The organism is Pararhodospirillum oryzae (genome assembly GCF_007992075.1).
Classification (GTDB): Bacteria; Pseudomonadota; Alphaproteobacteria; order Rhodospirillales; family Rhodospirillaceae; genus Pararhodospirillum; species Pararhodospirillum oryzae.
This window is the reverse complement of record NZ_BJZO01000031.1, coordinates 21,303-36,006: the sequence shown is the minus strand read 5'-3', so window position 1 is coordinate 36,006 and position 14,704 is coordinate 21,303. Positions and strand designations below refer to the sequence as shown.

Annotated in this window: 13 protein-coding genes and 1 riboswitch; of the genes, 10 read left to right on the top strand and 3 right to left on the bottom strand. The window is 69.9% G+C overall.

What is annotated here, in order from left to right; all coding sequences use genetic code 11:
- From ROR02_RS06995 to ROR02_RS06955, 9 genes are all read left to right on the top strand, one after another.
- Nucleotides 1-563: OmpA family protein (locus ROR02_RS06995; RefSeq protein WP_147163304.1), on the top strand; the 563-nt coding region annotated here is incomplete at its 5' end.
- A gap of 161 nt (nt 564-724) precedes the next feature.
- The gene (locus ROR02_RS06990) at nt 725-1,945 is read left to right on the top strand and encodes an LL-diaminopimelate aminotransferase (RefSeq protein ID WP_147163303.1); all 1,221 of its coding nucleotides are present in this window, start codon (nt 725-727) and stop codon (nt 1,943-1,945) included.
- A gap of 31 nt (nt 1,946-1,976) precedes the next feature.
- Nucleotides 1,977-3,287 carry a homoserine dehydrogenase gene (locus ROR02_RS06985; protein WP_147163302.1) on the top strand — a complete coding sequence of 437 codons (1,311 nt, stop codon included), beginning with the start codon at nt 1,977-1,979 and terminating at the stop codon, nt 3,285-3,287.
- Between the two features lie 252 nt (nt 3,288-3,539).
- Nucleotides 3,540-4,586 (top strand): class II fructose-bisphosphatase, encoded by a 1,047-nt coding sequence (gene glpX, locus ROR02_RS06980; RefSeq protein WP_147163301.1) that lies wholly within the window; start codon nt 3,540-3,542, stop codon nt 4,584-4,586.
- A 9-nt stretch (nt 4,587-4,595) separates the two neighbouring features.
- Nucleotides 4,596-6,407: a single-stranded-DNA-specific exonuclease RecJ gene (gene recJ / locus ROR02_RS06975; protein WP_147163300.1), complete on the top strand. Its 1,812-nt coding sequence runs from the start codon at nt 4,596-4,598 to the stop codon at nt 6,405-6,407.
- Between the two features lie 182 nt (nt 6,408-6,589).
- A riboswitch (cobalamin riboswitch) is annotated at nt 6,590-6,810 on the top strand.
- 135 nt (nt 6,811-6,945) lie between these two features.
- On the top strand, nt 6,946-7,605 hold the full coding sequence (locus ROR02_RS06970; protein WP_147163299.1) for an energy-coupling factor ABC transporter permease: 660 nt from the start codon (nt 6,946-6,948) through the stop codon (nt 7,603-7,605).
- A gap of 18 nt (nt 7,606-7,623) precedes the next feature.
- The gene (locus tag ROR02_RS06965; RefSeq protein ID WP_147163298.1) at nt 7,624-7,929 is read left to right on the top strand and encodes an energy-coupling factor ABC transporter substrate-binding protein; all 306 of its coding nucleotides are present in this window, start codon (nt 7,624-7,626) and stop codon (nt 7,927-7,929) included.
- Complete coding sequence (cbiQ, locus tag ROR02_RS06960) at nt 7,926-8,735, top strand: cobalt ECF transporter T component CbiQ (RefSeq protein WP_147163297.1); 810 nt, start codon at nt 7,926-7,928, stop codon at nt 8,733-8,735. The genes ROR02_RS06965 and cbiQ overlap by 4 nt, the downstream gene beginning before the upstream one ends.
- Before the next feature lie 83 nt (nt 8,736-8,818).
- Nucleotides 8,819-9,748 (top strand): energy-coupling factor ABC transporter ATP-binding protein, encoded by a 930-nt coding sequence (locus ROR02_RS06955; RefSeq protein WP_147163296.1) that lies wholly within the window; start codon nt 8,819-8,821, stop codon nt 9,746-9,748.
- Between the two features lie 26 nt (nt 9,749-9,774).
- Here the strand turns inward: ROR02_RS06955 and ROR02_RS06950 are convergent, their stop codons facing one another.
- Nucleotides 9,775-10,773 carry a hypothetical protein gene (locus ROR02_RS06950; RefSeq protein ID WP_147163295.1) on the bottom strand — a complete coding sequence of 333 codons (999 nt, stop codon included), beginning with the start codon at nt 10,771-10,773 and terminating at the stop codon, nt 9,775-9,777.
- A gap of 558 nt (nt 10,774-11,331) precedes the next feature.
- Here ROR02_RS06950 and ROR02_RS06945 point away from each other — a divergent pair.
- Complete coding sequence (locus ROR02_RS06945; protein ID WP_147163294.1) at nt 11,332-11,844, top strand: nuclear transport factor 2 family protein; 513 nt, start codon at nt 11,332-11,334, stop codon at nt 11,842-11,844.
- Between the two features lie 17 nt (nt 11,845-11,861).
- Here ROR02_RS06945 and ROR02_RS06940 read toward each other — a convergent pair whose 3' ends face one another.
- Nucleotides 11,862-12,938 (bottom strand): HD-GYP domain-containing protein, encoded by a 1,077-nt coding sequence (locus ROR02_RS06940; RefSeq protein ID WP_147163293.1) that lies wholly within the window; start codon nt 12,936-12,938, stop codon nt 11,862-11,864.
- Between the two features lie 83 nt (nt 12,939-13,021).
- Entirely contained in the window at nt 13,022-14,557 is a 1,536-nt protein-coding gene (locus ROR02_RS06935; protein ID WP_147163292.1) for an extracellular solute-binding protein, read from the bottom strand.
- Between the last annotated feature and the right edge of the window lie 147 nt (nt 14,558-14,704).

Below are 14,704 nucleotides of genomic sequence, written 5' to 3'. Positions count from 1 at the left end.
CGGGCGGCCAGCCGGTGCGGGTGGGCCAGGCGACGGCGCCGGCTCCGTCCACTCCGGCGCCTTCCACCACTGGGGCTTCTTCCGCCCCGCCGCCGGCCCAGGCCGCCGCGCCCGCGGGCGTGGGGGGCGGGCCGATCGTCATCGATTCCGCCGGGGCCCGGCCGGCTGGCGCGTCCACGGTGGCGCGGGCCTTGTCGGCCTACGACGGCTCGGGGGTGAGTGTTTCGTCCAAGGTGGGCGAAATCTTTTTTGCCCAGGGCTCTTCGGCCCTTGACGGCAACGACCGCCGGGTGGTTCGTGAGATCGCCGCCTATCAGCGCCAGTATGGCGGGCGCGTGCGGGTGGTGGGTCATGCGAGCCCCGGGGTCACGGAAAACACCGGCCAGGGGGCGGGCGTGGGCTCGCTGCGCCTGTCGGCCCAGCGCGCCGACGCGGTGGCCCAGGCCCTGGGCGCGGCCGGGGTGCCGTCGGATCGTATTTTCGCCGGCGCCGTCACCGACACGCCCGGGGCAAACGCAAACGCGGCATTCACCCGTCGCGTTGAAGTGTTTCTCGATTACTGAGGTTGACGCCGGCTTCCCCCGCCGGACGTCCTCCGGTCCGGGGGTGCGGGAGCCCTGGCCCGGTCCGCCACCCGCCTCCCGTGTCCGGTCCCGTTTTCGGTCTCGCGCGCAAGGGCGCGTCGGGGTACAACGGGACCCCTTTCCTGATGGACCCAAGGACCATGCACCCAGAGTTCTACCGGATCAAGCGCCTGCCGCCCTACGTCTTCGCCGAAGTGAACGCGATGAAGGCCCAGGCACGGGCCGCCGGAGAGGACATCATTGACCTTGGCATGGGCAACCCGGATCAGCCCACGCCCAAGCATATCATCGACAAGCTGTGCGAGGCGGCGGCCAACCCGCGCGCGCATCGCTATTCGATGTCGCGCGGCATTCCCGGACTGCGCAAGGCCCTGGCCGCCTATTACGCGCGCCGGTTCAATGTCGAGCTGGACCCCGAAACCGAGTGCATCGTCACCCTGGGTTCCAAGGAAGGCCTGGCCAACCTGGCCCAGGCCATCACCAGCCCCGGCGACGTGGTGCTGGCGCCCAATCCCAGCTACCCGATCCACGCCTTTGGCTTCATCATCGCGGGCGGCTCGGTGCGTCACATCCCGGCCCGCCCCGGCCCTGAGTTCCTGGAAGCGCTGGAACGCGGCGTGCAGCACTCGGTGCCCAAGCCGATGGCGGTGCTGCTCAACTTCCCGTCGAACCCCACGGCCTATGTGGCGGATCTGGATTTCTATGGGCAGGTGGTGGATTTCTGCCGCTTCCATAAGATCTGGATCCTGTCCGATCTCGCCTATGCCGAAATTTACTTTGGCGACGAACCGCCGCCGTCGGTGTTGCAGGTGCCGGGCGCGCGCGACATCTGCATTGAATTCACGTCGCTGTCCAAGACCTACAACATGCCCGGCTGGCGCATCGGCTTCGCGGCCGGCAACCGGCATCTGATCGGGGCCCTGACGCGCATCAAGTCGTACCTCGACTACGGCGCGTTCACGCCCATTCAGGTGGCCGCGACCGCCGCGCTCAACGGGCCGCAGGACTGCGTCGACGAAATCCGCACGCTGTACCGCAACCGGCGCGACGTGCTGATCGAGGGGCTGGCGCAAGCCGGGTGGGACGTGCCGTCGCCGCCCGCGACCATGTTCGCCTGGGCGCCGATCCCCAAGCCGTTCGAGCACCTGGGCTCGCTGGCTTTTTCGAAGCTCCTGATGGCCGAGGCCAAGGTCGCGGTCAGCCCCGGGGTTGGGTTCGGCGAGCATGGCGACGACCATGTGCGGATTGCCCTGGTCGAAAACCGCCATCGCATCCGGCAGGCGGTGCGCAACATCAAGGCCTTCATGGCATCGGCGGGCGCTTCCGTGACGGCGGACGAGCCGTCCTCCGGGGCTGCCTGACGGCCAGAAACAAAACGAGACGGATCCACGCATGAACGACCCCCATAAATCCGCTGCCCTTCACGTCGCCATTGCCGGGCTGGGTACCGTTGGCGCCGGCACCTTGCGGGTGCTGAGCGATCAGGCCACCTTGATTGCCCGGCGGGCCGGCCGTCCCGTTGTCGTCACCGCCGTGTCGGCGCGCGACCGCACCCGGGACCGGGGCGTGGATTTGTCGGCCTACACGTGGTTCGACGATCCGGTGGCCATGGCCCGGGACTCGGGCGCCGACGTGATCGTCGAACTGATCGGCGGGGCCGAGGGGGCCGCGCGCCAGGTGGTCGAGGCGGCCCTGGACGCCGGCCGGCACGTGGTGACGGCCAACAAGGCGCTGCTCGCCCACCACGGCACCGAGCTGGCGGCCCGGGCCGAGCGCGCGGGCGTGGGCCTGTTGTACGAAGCGGCGGTGGCCGGGGGCATCCCGATCATCAAGGCCCTGCGCGAGGGGCTGGCCGCGAACGAGATCCGCTCGGTTCAGGGCATCCTCAACGGGACGTGCAATTACATCCTCACGACGATGCGCGAAACCGGGCGGGATTTCGAATCCGTGTTGAGCGAGGCCCAGGCCCTGGGCTACGCCGAGGCCGATCCGACCTTCGATATCGACGGGATCGACGCCGCCCACAAGCTGGCCTTGCTGGTCAGCCTGGCCTTCGGCGCCCCCGTGGACCTGGCGGCGGTGTCGGTGCAGGGCATCCGTCACGTATCGGCCCTGGATATCCGGTTCGCCGGCGAGCTGGGCTACCGGATCAAGCTGCTGGCCTCGGGCGAGCGCCTGGGCGATGGCATCGACGCGCGCGTGGCCCCGGTCATGGTGCCCCTGGATGCCCCGCTGGCTCATGTCGAGGGGGTCTACAACGCGGTGGTGACCGAGGGCGACATCGTTGGCCGGTCGGTGTTCCAGGGCCGGGGGGCCGGAGCCGGGCCCACCGCTTCGGCCGTGGTCGCCGATCTCGTCGATCTCGCGCGCGGGCACCAGGTGCCGGTTCTCGGGGTTCCGGTGGAGGGGCTGACCCAGGCCGGCACCGCCGCCACGCCCGGCAGCCGGCCCGAGCGCTATTATGTCCGCCTCATGGTGCTGGACCGCCCCGGTGTCTTCGCCGAGGTGGCCGACATCCTGCGCGAGGAACGGGTTTCGATGGAATCCATCCTCCAGCACGGCCGCGATCCCGGCGAGTGCGTGCCCGTGGTCATGATCGTGCACGACACCGAGGAAGAGGTGCTCAAGCGGGCCATCGCGCGGATTGCCACCTTGTCCACCATGGTCGAGCCGCCGCGCGTCATCCGGATCGCCCGGTTGTAAACCGGCTTCGGGGGGCGATCCGGTTCATGAACGGGGAAACGGTGGTGCCGCGAGGGGGCGGGAAGCTCCCGGTGGCGCCCGGGGGCAGTCCTTCCCCCTGACCCCCGCGTTTCCTGGTTTTGGTGTGTTACAGCCTTTTTGTTGTACTCAAGGCGGCACCGGACGGGTATGCTGTCCGGCGAGGTCGGAAGGGGGGGAGACCGACCGGCGCCGTTTCCTGGTTTTCGTGTTCCCGCAAAGGAGTTCCCCCCCGTGTCGGCTCCCGCCAGTTTCCGCAACGATGCCGCCCTGACCGCCGCCCTTGACCGCAACCTGGCCTTGGACGTGGCCCGCGTCACCGAAGCCGCCGCCATCGCCGCCGCCCGTCACATGGGCCGGGGCGACGAGCGCGCCGCCGATCTGGCCGCGACCGCGGCCATGCGCGAGGCCCTCACCGCCGTGCCCATGGCCGGCGTGATCGCCGTGGGACCCTCGGCCGATCCCGAGGACGGCCTGTTTCGCCTGGGCGAGGCGGTGGGCGATGGCAACGGTCCGGCCATCGACGTGGGCGTGACTCCCCTGGAAGGCGGCACCATCTGCGCCATGGGCGCCCCCAACGCCACCGCCTGCATGGCCCTGGCGCCCAAGGGCGGCCTGCTGTCCGTGCCCCCGATCTACATGGAAAAAATCGCCGTCGGGCCCGGGGTGCCACCGGGGACCGTGAGCCTGGAAGCCGACGCGGACGAAAACGCCCGCGCCCTGGCCGCCCAGCGGGGCGTGCCGGTGTCGTCGCTGCTGGTGTGCGTGCTCGACCGGCCGCGCAACGAAGCGGTGGTGGAACGCCTGCGCGCGGTGGGCGCGCGGATTACCTTGATTTCCGATGGCGACGTGTCGGGCGTCATCGCCGTGGGTCTGCCCGAAACCGGGGTGGACATGTACCTGGGCTCGGGCGGGGCCGCCGAGGGCGTGCTGGCCGCCGCCGGGCTGCGGTGCCTGGGCGGCTTCATGCAAGGCCGCCTGATGGCGCGCACGGATAGCGAAAAGCTGGCCTTGCGCGCCGCCGGCCACGAACCGGGCCGCCTGCTGGAAATGGACGATCTGGTGCCGGGCGAGGCCATGTTCGCCGCCACCGGGGTGACCGACGGCGCCTTGCTGCGCGGCGTGCGGCTGCATGCCGACAGCGCGCGTTCGTGCACCTTGGTGATGCGCTCACGGACGCGGTCCATTCGCCTGATCGACACCCGCCACGATCTGCGCCACGACGCGCGCTACGATGCCCGCCACGAGCACCGCCACGAAACCACCCCCGACGCGCTTTAGGGGCCCGTCATGACGGAGGCAAGAACGCCCCCCCAAGGAGAGTCCCCCGAGGCGATGCTGGGCGTGACCCGGTCGGTGGGCGGGCGGCGTTGGGTGCGCCGTCCGGGGGACGAGCGCCAGGCCCTGGCCATCAGCCAGCGCCTGGGCGTGCCCGAGGTGCTGGGGCGTGTCCTGGCCGGGCGCGGCGTCACGGTGGAAAGCGCGCCCGTCCATCTTGATCCCACCTTGCGCGCCCTGCTGCCCGACCCCGCCCACCTGCGCGACATGGACCGGGCGGTGGCCCGCCTCGCGGCCGTGGTGCAGGCGGGCGAGACCCTGGGCGTGTTCGGGGACTACGACGTGGACGGCGCCACCTCGACCGCGCTGTTGCACCGGTTTTTCAGGGACCTTGGCGTGCCGGTGCGGGTGCACATTCCCGATCGCCTGGAAGAAGGCTATGGCCCCAACACCCCGGCCCTGTTGCGCCTGCAAGAGGCCGGGGCCACGGTGGTGATCACGGTGGATTGCGGGATCAGTGCCTTCGAGCCCCTGGCCGAGGCCCGGGCCGCCGGCCTGGAAATCATCGTGTGCGACCACCACGAAGCGCGCGCCGCCTTGCCCGAGGCGCTGGCGGTCATCAATCCCAAGCGCCTGGATGAAACCAGCCCGCACCGCCATCTGGCGGCGGTGGGGGTTGCCTTCCTGCTGATCGTGGGGGTCAACCGGGCCTTGCGGGACGCCGGCTGGTTCGAAAAAGCGGGCCGCGCGCCGCCGGACTTGATGACCTTGCTGGATCTGGTCGCCCTGGGCACGGTGTGCGACATGGTGCCCCTGGTCGGGGTCAACCGCGCCCTGGTGCGCCAGGGGCTGAAGGTGATCGCCCGCCGGGGCAACCCCGGCCTCAACGCCCTGGCCGAGGTGGCGCGGGTGAGCGAGGCCATGAACGCTTTTCACCTGGGGTTCCTGCTGGGCCCCCGGGTCAATGCCGGCGGACGGGTGGGGGAAGCGGGCATGGGCTCGGCCTTGCTGGCCTCCGACGATCCCGTGGCCTGCCTGGAGATGGCCCGCCATCTGGATGCCTGGAACGCCGCGCGCAAGGATATCGAGGCCGAGGTGCTGGCCCAGGCCATCGAGCAGGCCGAAAGTGCTCCTCCCGCCGACGTGCCGCTGGTGTTCGTGGTCGGGCGCGACTGGCACCCGGGCGTGCTGGGCATCGTGGCCAGCCGCCTGAAGGAACGCTACGGCCTGCCGGCGTGCGTGGTCGCCCTGGAAGGAGGCCTGGCCAAGGGGTCGGGGCGGTCGGTGACCGGCCTTGACCTGGGGCGCGCGGTGATCGCGGCCCGCGAGGCGGGCTTGCTGGAGGCCGGGGGCGGGCATGCCATGGCCGCCGGCTTCACCGTGACCGAGGCGGCCTTGCCCGCTTTTCGCGCTTTCTTGGGGGAAGGGCTGCTGGCCCAGAAGGGGGAGGACATGCTGGAATCCCGGCTGGATCTGGATGGCCTTCTGGATGTGAAAGGCGTCACGCCCGATCTGGTCCGCGCCCTGGACCAGGCCGGCCCCTTTGGCGCCGGGAACCCCGACCCGGTGTTCGCGCTGCCCGGGGTGCGGGTGATCCGCGCCGACGTGGTGGGAACCGGGCATGTGCGCTGCATCCTCGGGGGCGTGGGGGGCGGATCGCTGAAGGGGATGGCGTTTCGCGCCGCCGATTCCGAGATCGGCCATGCCTTGTTGTCCGCCGGCTCCGTGCCCGTGCACGTGGCGGGGCAGATCCGCGCCGACACCTGGCAGGGGCGCGACGGGGTTCAGTTCCTGATCGAGGACGTGGCGCGGGCGCCTTCTTGAGGGGAATTTTCCTGGTTGGGGGGGAGGTCCGGCTTTTGGCGTTGCCTCCGGATGAAAGCCAGGAGGCGACTGGTTGCGGTGTAATAAAACCAATAGGCTGCCCTGCGCCGTGGGGACGGGAAACGGGGGCGCTTCGCTCCTGTCTTTCGCTTGACGACGAGCCGGCCGGGTGCCTATCGTTCTGCGCGTTTTAAGGAAACAGGTTCCCCGCCGCCCTTGGGAGGTGGGGATTAAAAGGGAACGTCGGTGCGGCCCTCCGGGGCCAAAGCCGCGACTGCCCCCGCAACTGTAAGCGGTGAGCGAGCCCGCCCTTGATGCCACTGGTCCCAAAGCCGGACCGGGAAGGCTGGCGGCCTTGCCTCGACCCGCGAGTCAGGAGACCTGCCGTTTCCGTTCCGTGCTTTATCCTCCGGGCGGGGTGTCCCGGTGGAGCGGGATCGATCAGGCCCCGGCCGGCGTTGGCCAGGGGGCTCGGCTGGCCTTTCCCCCCCCATCGTCTCTCCCTTGTCTCCCGGATTGCCAGGGAGAATTCCTTATCATGCATATCATGGAAGGCTACTTGCCGCCGCTGCACGCCGCCGCCTGGGCGGCCGCGGCCGCGCCCTTCGTGATCGTGGGCGCCGTCAAGGTGGTGCGCACGGTGCGCGAGCATCCCGAATCCCGCTTGCTGCTGGCCGCCTCGGGCGCGTTTACCTTTGTGCTGTCGGCCCTGAAAATGCCCTCGGTCACCGGAAGCTGCTCCCACCCCACCGGGGCGGGCCTGGGAACGGTGCTGTTCGGGCCCTCGGTCATGACCTTCATGTGCAGCATTGTTTTGCTTTTCCAGGCCTTGTTGCTGGCCCATGGCGGACTGACAACCCTGGGCGCCAACATTTTTTCCATGGGCATCGCGGGGCCGTGGGTGGGGTGGCTGGTGTGGCGCTCCTTGCGCGGGATCGGCGCCTCGCTTGAGCTTTCGGTGTTTGCCGCCGCCGCGCTGGCCGACCTGGCCACTTACTGCGTGACCGCCCTTCAGCTGTCCCTGGCTTTCCCGGATCCCGTGAGCGGGGTGGCGGGTGCCGCCGGCAAGTTCCTGGGCGTGTTCGCCGTCACCCAGGTGCCGCTCGCCATTGTCGAAGGCCTGCTGACGGTTGCGATCATGAACCGCCTGTCGCGCTACAACGTCGGCGAGCTGCGTCAGCTTGCCGTGATCCGCTAAGCCAGGGGGAGCCGTTCCATGAGCTTTTTGCGTGATACCCGCCTTGTCCTGGCCCTGGCCGTGGGCATTTTGCTGATCCCCCTGTTCATGCCCAGCCTGAAGACCGCCGAGTTCGCGGGCGCCGATGGCGAGGCGGAAGGCGTGATCGCCGAACTCGCCCCCGACTATCAGCCGTGGGCCGAAGCGTGGTGGGAACCCCCCAGCGGGGAAATCGAAAGCCTGCTGTTCGCGCTCCAGGCGGGCCTGGGCGCCGGCGTGCTCGGCTACGTGCTGGGCCTGCGTCGGGGGCAGGCGCAAGGTTCCGGGCGCGCGCGCGACGAATGATCACCCGCTTCGATCTGGCGGCCCACACCGGCCGCTGGGCGCGCCGGGGCGCGGGGGGAAAGGTGGGTCTGGCCGTCGGTCTGCTGGCCGTCGCCCTGGCCGCCCCCGCGCCCTGGGGGGCGGGCGTGGCGTTGCCCGCCGCCCTGGCCCTTGCCCTGGGCCCGGCTGGCGTGCCGGGGCGGGTGGTGGGGGCGGTGATGGCCGCGCCGGTGGGCTTCCTGGCCCTGTCGGCGCCGCTGCTCGCGGTGTCGGTCGCGTGGGATCAGGGGCTTGTGCTGGCGTGGTCGGAGGAAGGGGCGTGGAACGCCGCCTTCCTCGCCGTGCGCGCCCTGGCCGGAACCGCCTGCCTTGCCCTGCTGGCCTTGACCACCCCGCTGCCGCAGGTCATCGGGATGTTGCGCCGGCTGGGCCTGCCCCTGGTCCTGGCCGATCTCGTGATCCTGACCTACCGCATGGTCTTTTTGCTGGGCGACAGCGCGCTCACGGGGATGCGCGCCCAGCAGGCCCGGTTGGGCTACGAGGGCTTTCGCGGTTCGTTGCGTTCGCTCGCCTGGCTGGCCAGCGGGCTGCTTGTGCGCACCGTCGAGCGCGCCCGACGCCTGGAAGGCGGGCTGGCCGCGCGGGGGCTTGATGAAACCGCGTCCGTGCCCTGGGCCTCGTCGCCCACCCGGGTTTCCGAATGGGGGCTCGCCCTGGGGCTGCCCCTGGTTCTGGCCGCCCTGGCGGAGGGGCTGGCCCTGGGCGGCGCCGGAGCCCTGGCCGGATGGGCCCGGGCGATGGTCGCCTGGGGGGGCGGTTTTCTGTAAGGCCCGGGCCACGCGCCCGCGCGGCTCTCTCGTGTCCGCGCCGGCGCGCGCGGGATTCTTTCCGACTGGAGGTTTTTCCTGGCATGAGCGACCACGCCGCTGCCCTGATCGAGGCGCACGGACTCGTTTTTGGCTACCCGGGCCGGGAGGCTCCCGCCCTTGATGGGGTTTCCCTGCGCGTGCCCCGGGGCACGCGCCTGGCCCTTCTTGGTCCCAACGGTGCGGGCAAGACCACGGTGCTGATGCACCTGAACGGCGCCTTGCGCCCCCGCGCGGGCGAGGTATGCCTGGACGGCGTGCCCCAGGGCTACGATCGCGCGGCCCTGCGCGCCTGGCGCCAGCGCGTTCAGCTTGTCTTGCAAGATCCGGATGATCAACTGTTCGCCGCCTCGGTGGCCGAGGACGTGGCCTTCGGGCCCCACAACCAGGGCCTGGCGGCCGCCGAGATCGAACGGCGCGTTGCCGGCGCCCTGACCGACCTGGACCTGGAGCCCCTGGCGGCGTTGCCTCCTCATCTGCTGTCGCATGGCCAGCGCAAGCGCGTGGCCCTGGCCGGCGCGCTGGCCATGGCGCCCGAGGTTCTGATCCTCGACGAACCCACGGCCGGGCTGGATCACCAGGGCGAACGCCGGCTGCTGGAAACCCTGGCCCGCCTGCACGCGCGGGGCACCACCTTGGTGCTGTCCACCCACGACGTGGACCTGGCCCATGCCTGGGCCGATCAGGTGGCGCTGTTCGCCGCCGGTCGGGTGATCGCCTGCGGCCCGCCGGCGGATATCTTGGGGGATTTCAACCTTCTTGGCGCCGCCGGTCTGGCCGCGCCGGCGGTGGTGCGCGTGGCCCGGGCCCTGGAGGAGGCGGGGATTCCCCTGGGAAATCCGCGCGGCCGGGATCTGGACGCGTTGGTCGCGCGGATCCGGGCGTCTTGCGGATCCATGGCCGGGAGGAAGGACGGCCCCGACGCGGCCGCGTTCGGGAAGCCCCGGGGAACAGGGGGCGCCGCTTTTTTCTGACTCCCCTATAGCGACAGGCGACCCGCCTACAGCGACAGGCGGCCCGCCGCGACCAGGGCGGAAACGGTTGCCGCCGCCATCACCCCCAGGGCGCCCAGGGCCAGGGCCAGGCGGTGATCGGGAACCGGCTCCCCTTCGGGCATGTCATCGAATGGCGCGTCGAAAAGCGGATCGAAGCCATGCGGCGGGGCCGGCACCCCGGCAGCCCCGGAGGGCGCCGTCCCGGCCAAGGGCGGGTTCGGGCTTTCGGGCGGGGGAGGGGAGGCGTTGGCGGAGGACAAGGCGGGGGCAGGGGCAAGATCGGGTCCGCCCCCGGGCGTCGGGGCTTCTTCCGGCGCGGGCGCGGCGAGATCCACGCGTGGCGCCGGTTCGGGAAAACGGGTTTCCGCACGCCGGGCCGGCATCGGGCTGGAAAGCGCGGGCATGGGCTCCGGGGCACGCAGATAGTCAACGCGGGGGGGCTCGGTCCCGGCGACGGGCGCCTTCGGTTCGGGAGCCGCCGGCTGGGCCGGGGCCGCCGGCTGGGCCGGGGCCATCGCTTGAGCCGGAACCGCCGGCTGGGCCGGGGCCGCTGGCTGGGTCGGGGCCGCTGGCTGGGTCGGGGCCGCTGGCTGGGCCGGGGCCATCGCTTGAGCCGGGGCCATCGCCTGGGCCGGATCCATCGGCGGGGAGGAGGAAGCAGGCGCGGGCGCCTTGATTCGTACCCGGGCGCGCGGGGGCGGGGCCTTGGACGTCATGGCCGGGGCGTCGGGGCTCTCCTCCTGGCGGGGCGGCGGGGCGGGGTCGGGCACGGAGCTGGCACGTCTGACCGGCGCGCTCGCGGAGTCCCCGAGGGAGGCGCGGGGAGCCCGTCCATTCGCGGGGTCGCCCGGCTGGCCGCCGGTCATCGCGGGCGGCGCGGGGGCAAACAAAGGGGGCACCCAGGACTCAAGGCGGGTGTTGGGGACCTCGAAGGCCTTGAGCGGGACGGCGGGCCGGGGAGTCCGGCGCGGACGGGAGGGGGGAGGGGCCGTGTCGCGTGCCAAGGGAGAAGCTCCGGAGGCCGGGGAGGCGCGGCCGGCGGGACTGGTCGCGGGTGCGCCGGGAACGCCGTGCCTGTCGTCGGAGGGGGGAGACCCGGGTGCATGATCCAGAATACCGACAAACCAGTCCTCGGTCCCATGAGGTCGTTTCGTCGATTCGCCCAACAAGTACTTGAGTCCACGCCCGCGGCCGGTGAGATCCTCGGGGGGGTCGGAGTGTCGGGAGGAACTGCCGCCATCAGGCATTGCCGTGTCCTTTCAGGCCGGTGCGGATCGACGTCGAGAATTCGGGCGAAGAATCTGTTTGTTCTCGCGGATCCTAGGCGCCAAGCCCTTAAAAAAGTCTCTCCCATCCCGACCGGGAAGAGCAAGTCTCTCGACCGCGCTTCGGTTTCCCCTTAAATCCTTTGGACGGTGCACGCTCAGGCACTACAACAAAAGAATGCCTTTTGTGCGTTCGTCATCCAGTGCAAGGCCCGGTTCCCCCGCTCCCGGAGGCCCCATGATCCCCCTGTCTTCGCCGTCCCGTTTCGTCCGCTCCCGGTCCCGGACTCCGGGGCGATGACCTCCTCCGGCTCCCCGTCATCCCCCTCGCCCCCGCCCGCGTCCTCCTGGCATCAGGCCCTGGTTCTGGAAGCCGGCGCCAACGCCTACCTGGCGTTCTGGGCCAGCCTGACCCCCGTCACCCTCGGGCGGCTGGCCTCGGTCGCCCGCGACGAGGTGCGGTTGTGCGACCCCAGGGCCGATGCGTGCGGGCGCGACGCCGTGCAGGCGTGGCTTTCGGCGCTTTTCCGCCGGACGACGGCGCCACGCGTCCAGGTCCGGGCCTGGGCATGGGGAGGCGAGCGCGTCTTGCTGGTGCGCTGGAGTTTTTCAGCCACGCTTGGGCGCGCCCACCCCGTTTCCCGCCCCTTGCGCGTGGAAGGGATGAGCGAAATCACCCTGGCGGACGATGGCCGGGTGTGCTTGCACAAAAACTACCATGCCGGCCCGGGGCCAAGCGGGCGCCCGCGCCCGGACGGGCCATGCGGGCGCCCGCGCCCGCGTCCGGACGGGGAGGACACTTCCGGGTAAGAGGGGCGCGGACGGCGTTACGACAGGGTTTGCAACAGGTCGCAGGAAGGCAGGGGCTCTTCGTCGGCGAAGCGGGCGCGGATCATTTCCACCTCATCCCATGCTTTCAGGAAGGCCGCCACGCAGGTGGGATCGAAGTGGGTGCCGCACCCTTCCCGCAGGAACTGTTGGGCCTGTTCCACCGTCCAGGCCCGCTTGTAGGGCCGCTCGCTGGTCAGCGCGTCGAACACATCGGCCACCGCCACGATGCGCCCGGCCAGGGGAATGGTGTCACCCGTCAGACCGTTGGGGTAGCCCGTGCCATCCATTTTTTCATGGTGGGTCAAGGCAATCTCGGCCCCCAGGCGGATCAGGTCGGAATCACTGCCGCCCAGAATGGAAAAGCCCATGGCGGCGTGGCTTTTCATCACCTGGAACTCGTCGGGGGTCAGGCGCCCCGGCTTGAGCAAGATGGCGTCGGGAACCCCCAGCTTGCCCACGTCGTGCATCGGCGCCGCGCGCAAGATCAGGTTGCACGCGTCCGCCGGCAGGCCCAGGCGTTGGGCGATCAGGTGGGAATAGTTGGCCATGCGCAAAATATGGCCGCCGGTTTCGGGATCGCGGAACTCGGCCGCCTTGGTCAGACGGATGATCAACTCGTGCTCGCGGGTGCTGATCATCCGGGTGGCCGCCTCCACCTCCTGGGCCAGCCGGTGGTTCCAGTCGATCTGACGCAGGTGGCTGCGCCGCAGGGCCAGCAGGTTGTTGAGCCGCACCCGCATTTCGGTGGCATCGACCGGCTTGGCCAGGAAATCGGTGGCCCCGCATTCCAGGGCCTTGTGCCGGGTGCTGCGCTCCCCGGCGGCGGTGATCATCACCAGAGGGATGTCGTGCCCTTCCGGCCGGCGCCGGATGCGGGTGATGAACTCCAGGCCATCCATGCCGGGCATCAGGTAGTCCAGAACGATCATGTCGGGCATGGCCCGTTCGCACCGGGCCATGGCCGCCAGGGGATCGGTCTCGCACACGATGGCCAGATCCTGCCCCGTCCGCTGGGCGATGCTTTTATAGATGATCAGGTTGGTCTCGTCGTCGTCGAGAAGGAGAAGATCCATGGGAAAAGTCCAACCGTGGCCTTGGGGGCCATGAAAAAGGCGTCGCCCTTCCTCGTGCCAGGGGGCCCCTTGAGCGCGTCCGGTCAGGGGCGCGGCGGAAGCCCCATGGAAGCCCGGTACAAGGCCCGCTGGGAGTCGCGCCCCCGGCGTTCGGTGATGGCGTCCCACGCCTGGGCAACGGCGTCAAGAGCCGGTTGAACCGCCACCGTGCCCGCCAGAACGCCAGACATTTGTTCCTCGAAGGCTTCGGTGTATTCGTTGAAGCCAGGAAGGCGCAGATCAAGGGCAACGTTCGGGGAATCCAGGCTGGACTTGATGACGCCCAGGTAATCAGCCGCCGCCCGGCGGGAAAAAACCCGTGTCCAGGCATCGATTTCGGAAAAATGGCTATAACGATAAGGATTTACGCCCGTGCTTCCGTCCAGTACGTCGGCCAGGCTGTTGGCGACACTGGAAAACCACATGATATAGTGCCAGGCTTCTTGTGGGTGGGGCGCATTGCGCGGGACCGCCGCCACCCAGCCTCCAAACGCCAGGAAAGGCACCCGGCGCCCATGGGGAACGGTTTCCCAGGCCCGGGTCCTGCTGTTCCAGACCTCGCTCGCGCCGGGCAGGACGAAATAGCCGACCTTGTCCACGATCCTGGACAAGGCGGTGTTTTCGGCCATGGGGCCGGTATCGCCCCAGTCCAGGGTCAGGGCCGTGCGTCCTTCGATGAAGGCCTTCCGGCTTTCGGCAATGCCGTAGTGCACCGCGTCGGGCGGGCAGAACCGCAGGATGTCCACGTAATCGGAAATGGCCCGCACCCAGCCCGGATTGTTGACCTCTGGTTTCATGGTGTCGGGATCGAAGAACTGGGCCCCGGTCTGCCCCGGGGGATTGGTGTAGGCGGCGGCGCGGGCGAAGGCGGTCCAGAACTGTTGCCCGCCCCGGGCAAAAGCCTCGGCGGTGCCATAAAGCGGCGTGCCATCGGGCCCGGGCCGGCCGGTGAAGAATTCCGCGATGGCGCGGTATTGCTTCCAGGTCGTGGGGGGCATCAGCTCGAAGCCGTAGCGGGCGGCGAATTCACGCCGGTTGTCGGGATCCTCGAACAGGTCGCGCCGGTAATAGCCGCTGAACAGATCGCCATCGACGGTGACCGACAGCCAGCGCCCATCCCATTTCATCAGGCGATCGCGAAAGGTCGGATGAATGTCGTCGAAGGACTCATCCTCGGCCACCCACGAAGGCACTTCCTGCAGGTAGGGGGCGAAATCCCCCGCCCAGGCCGGGGCGTAGAAAATCACGTCGAACGGGGGTGCCGAGCCATTCAGGGCCGCCAGCTCGCGTTCATAAAGGTGTCCGAAAGGAATCCGCTCCACACTCACGCCCATCGGGGTCGGGTGGGCGGAAGCCCGCGCCACCCAGGTCGCGCCATGGCTTTCGGCCGGGCCCCCAATGGCCGAGGCATCCTGAACCGCGATCCTCAAGGCCGGGGCGGAGGGGGAGGCGTCGGCCGGGCCCGACTCAGGAGACGAAGCGGCCCATGCCGGGGGCAGGCTCCCTGTCCCCAGGCCCGAAAGAAACGCAAGCACCACCAAAAGGTGATACCTTGGCACGGTGCGGATTATGATCGACATTCGACCTTCTGGCCCCTCTGCCGTGCTCTTTAGCCTGGATCAGGACATTAGCCTCAGGGTATAAACCGACCACGCGCCCCCGGGCAACCGAAATGGCTTATAGCCAGAGGGTGGGGGGTGAAGCCGGGGCGCCGCATGGGTCGTGAT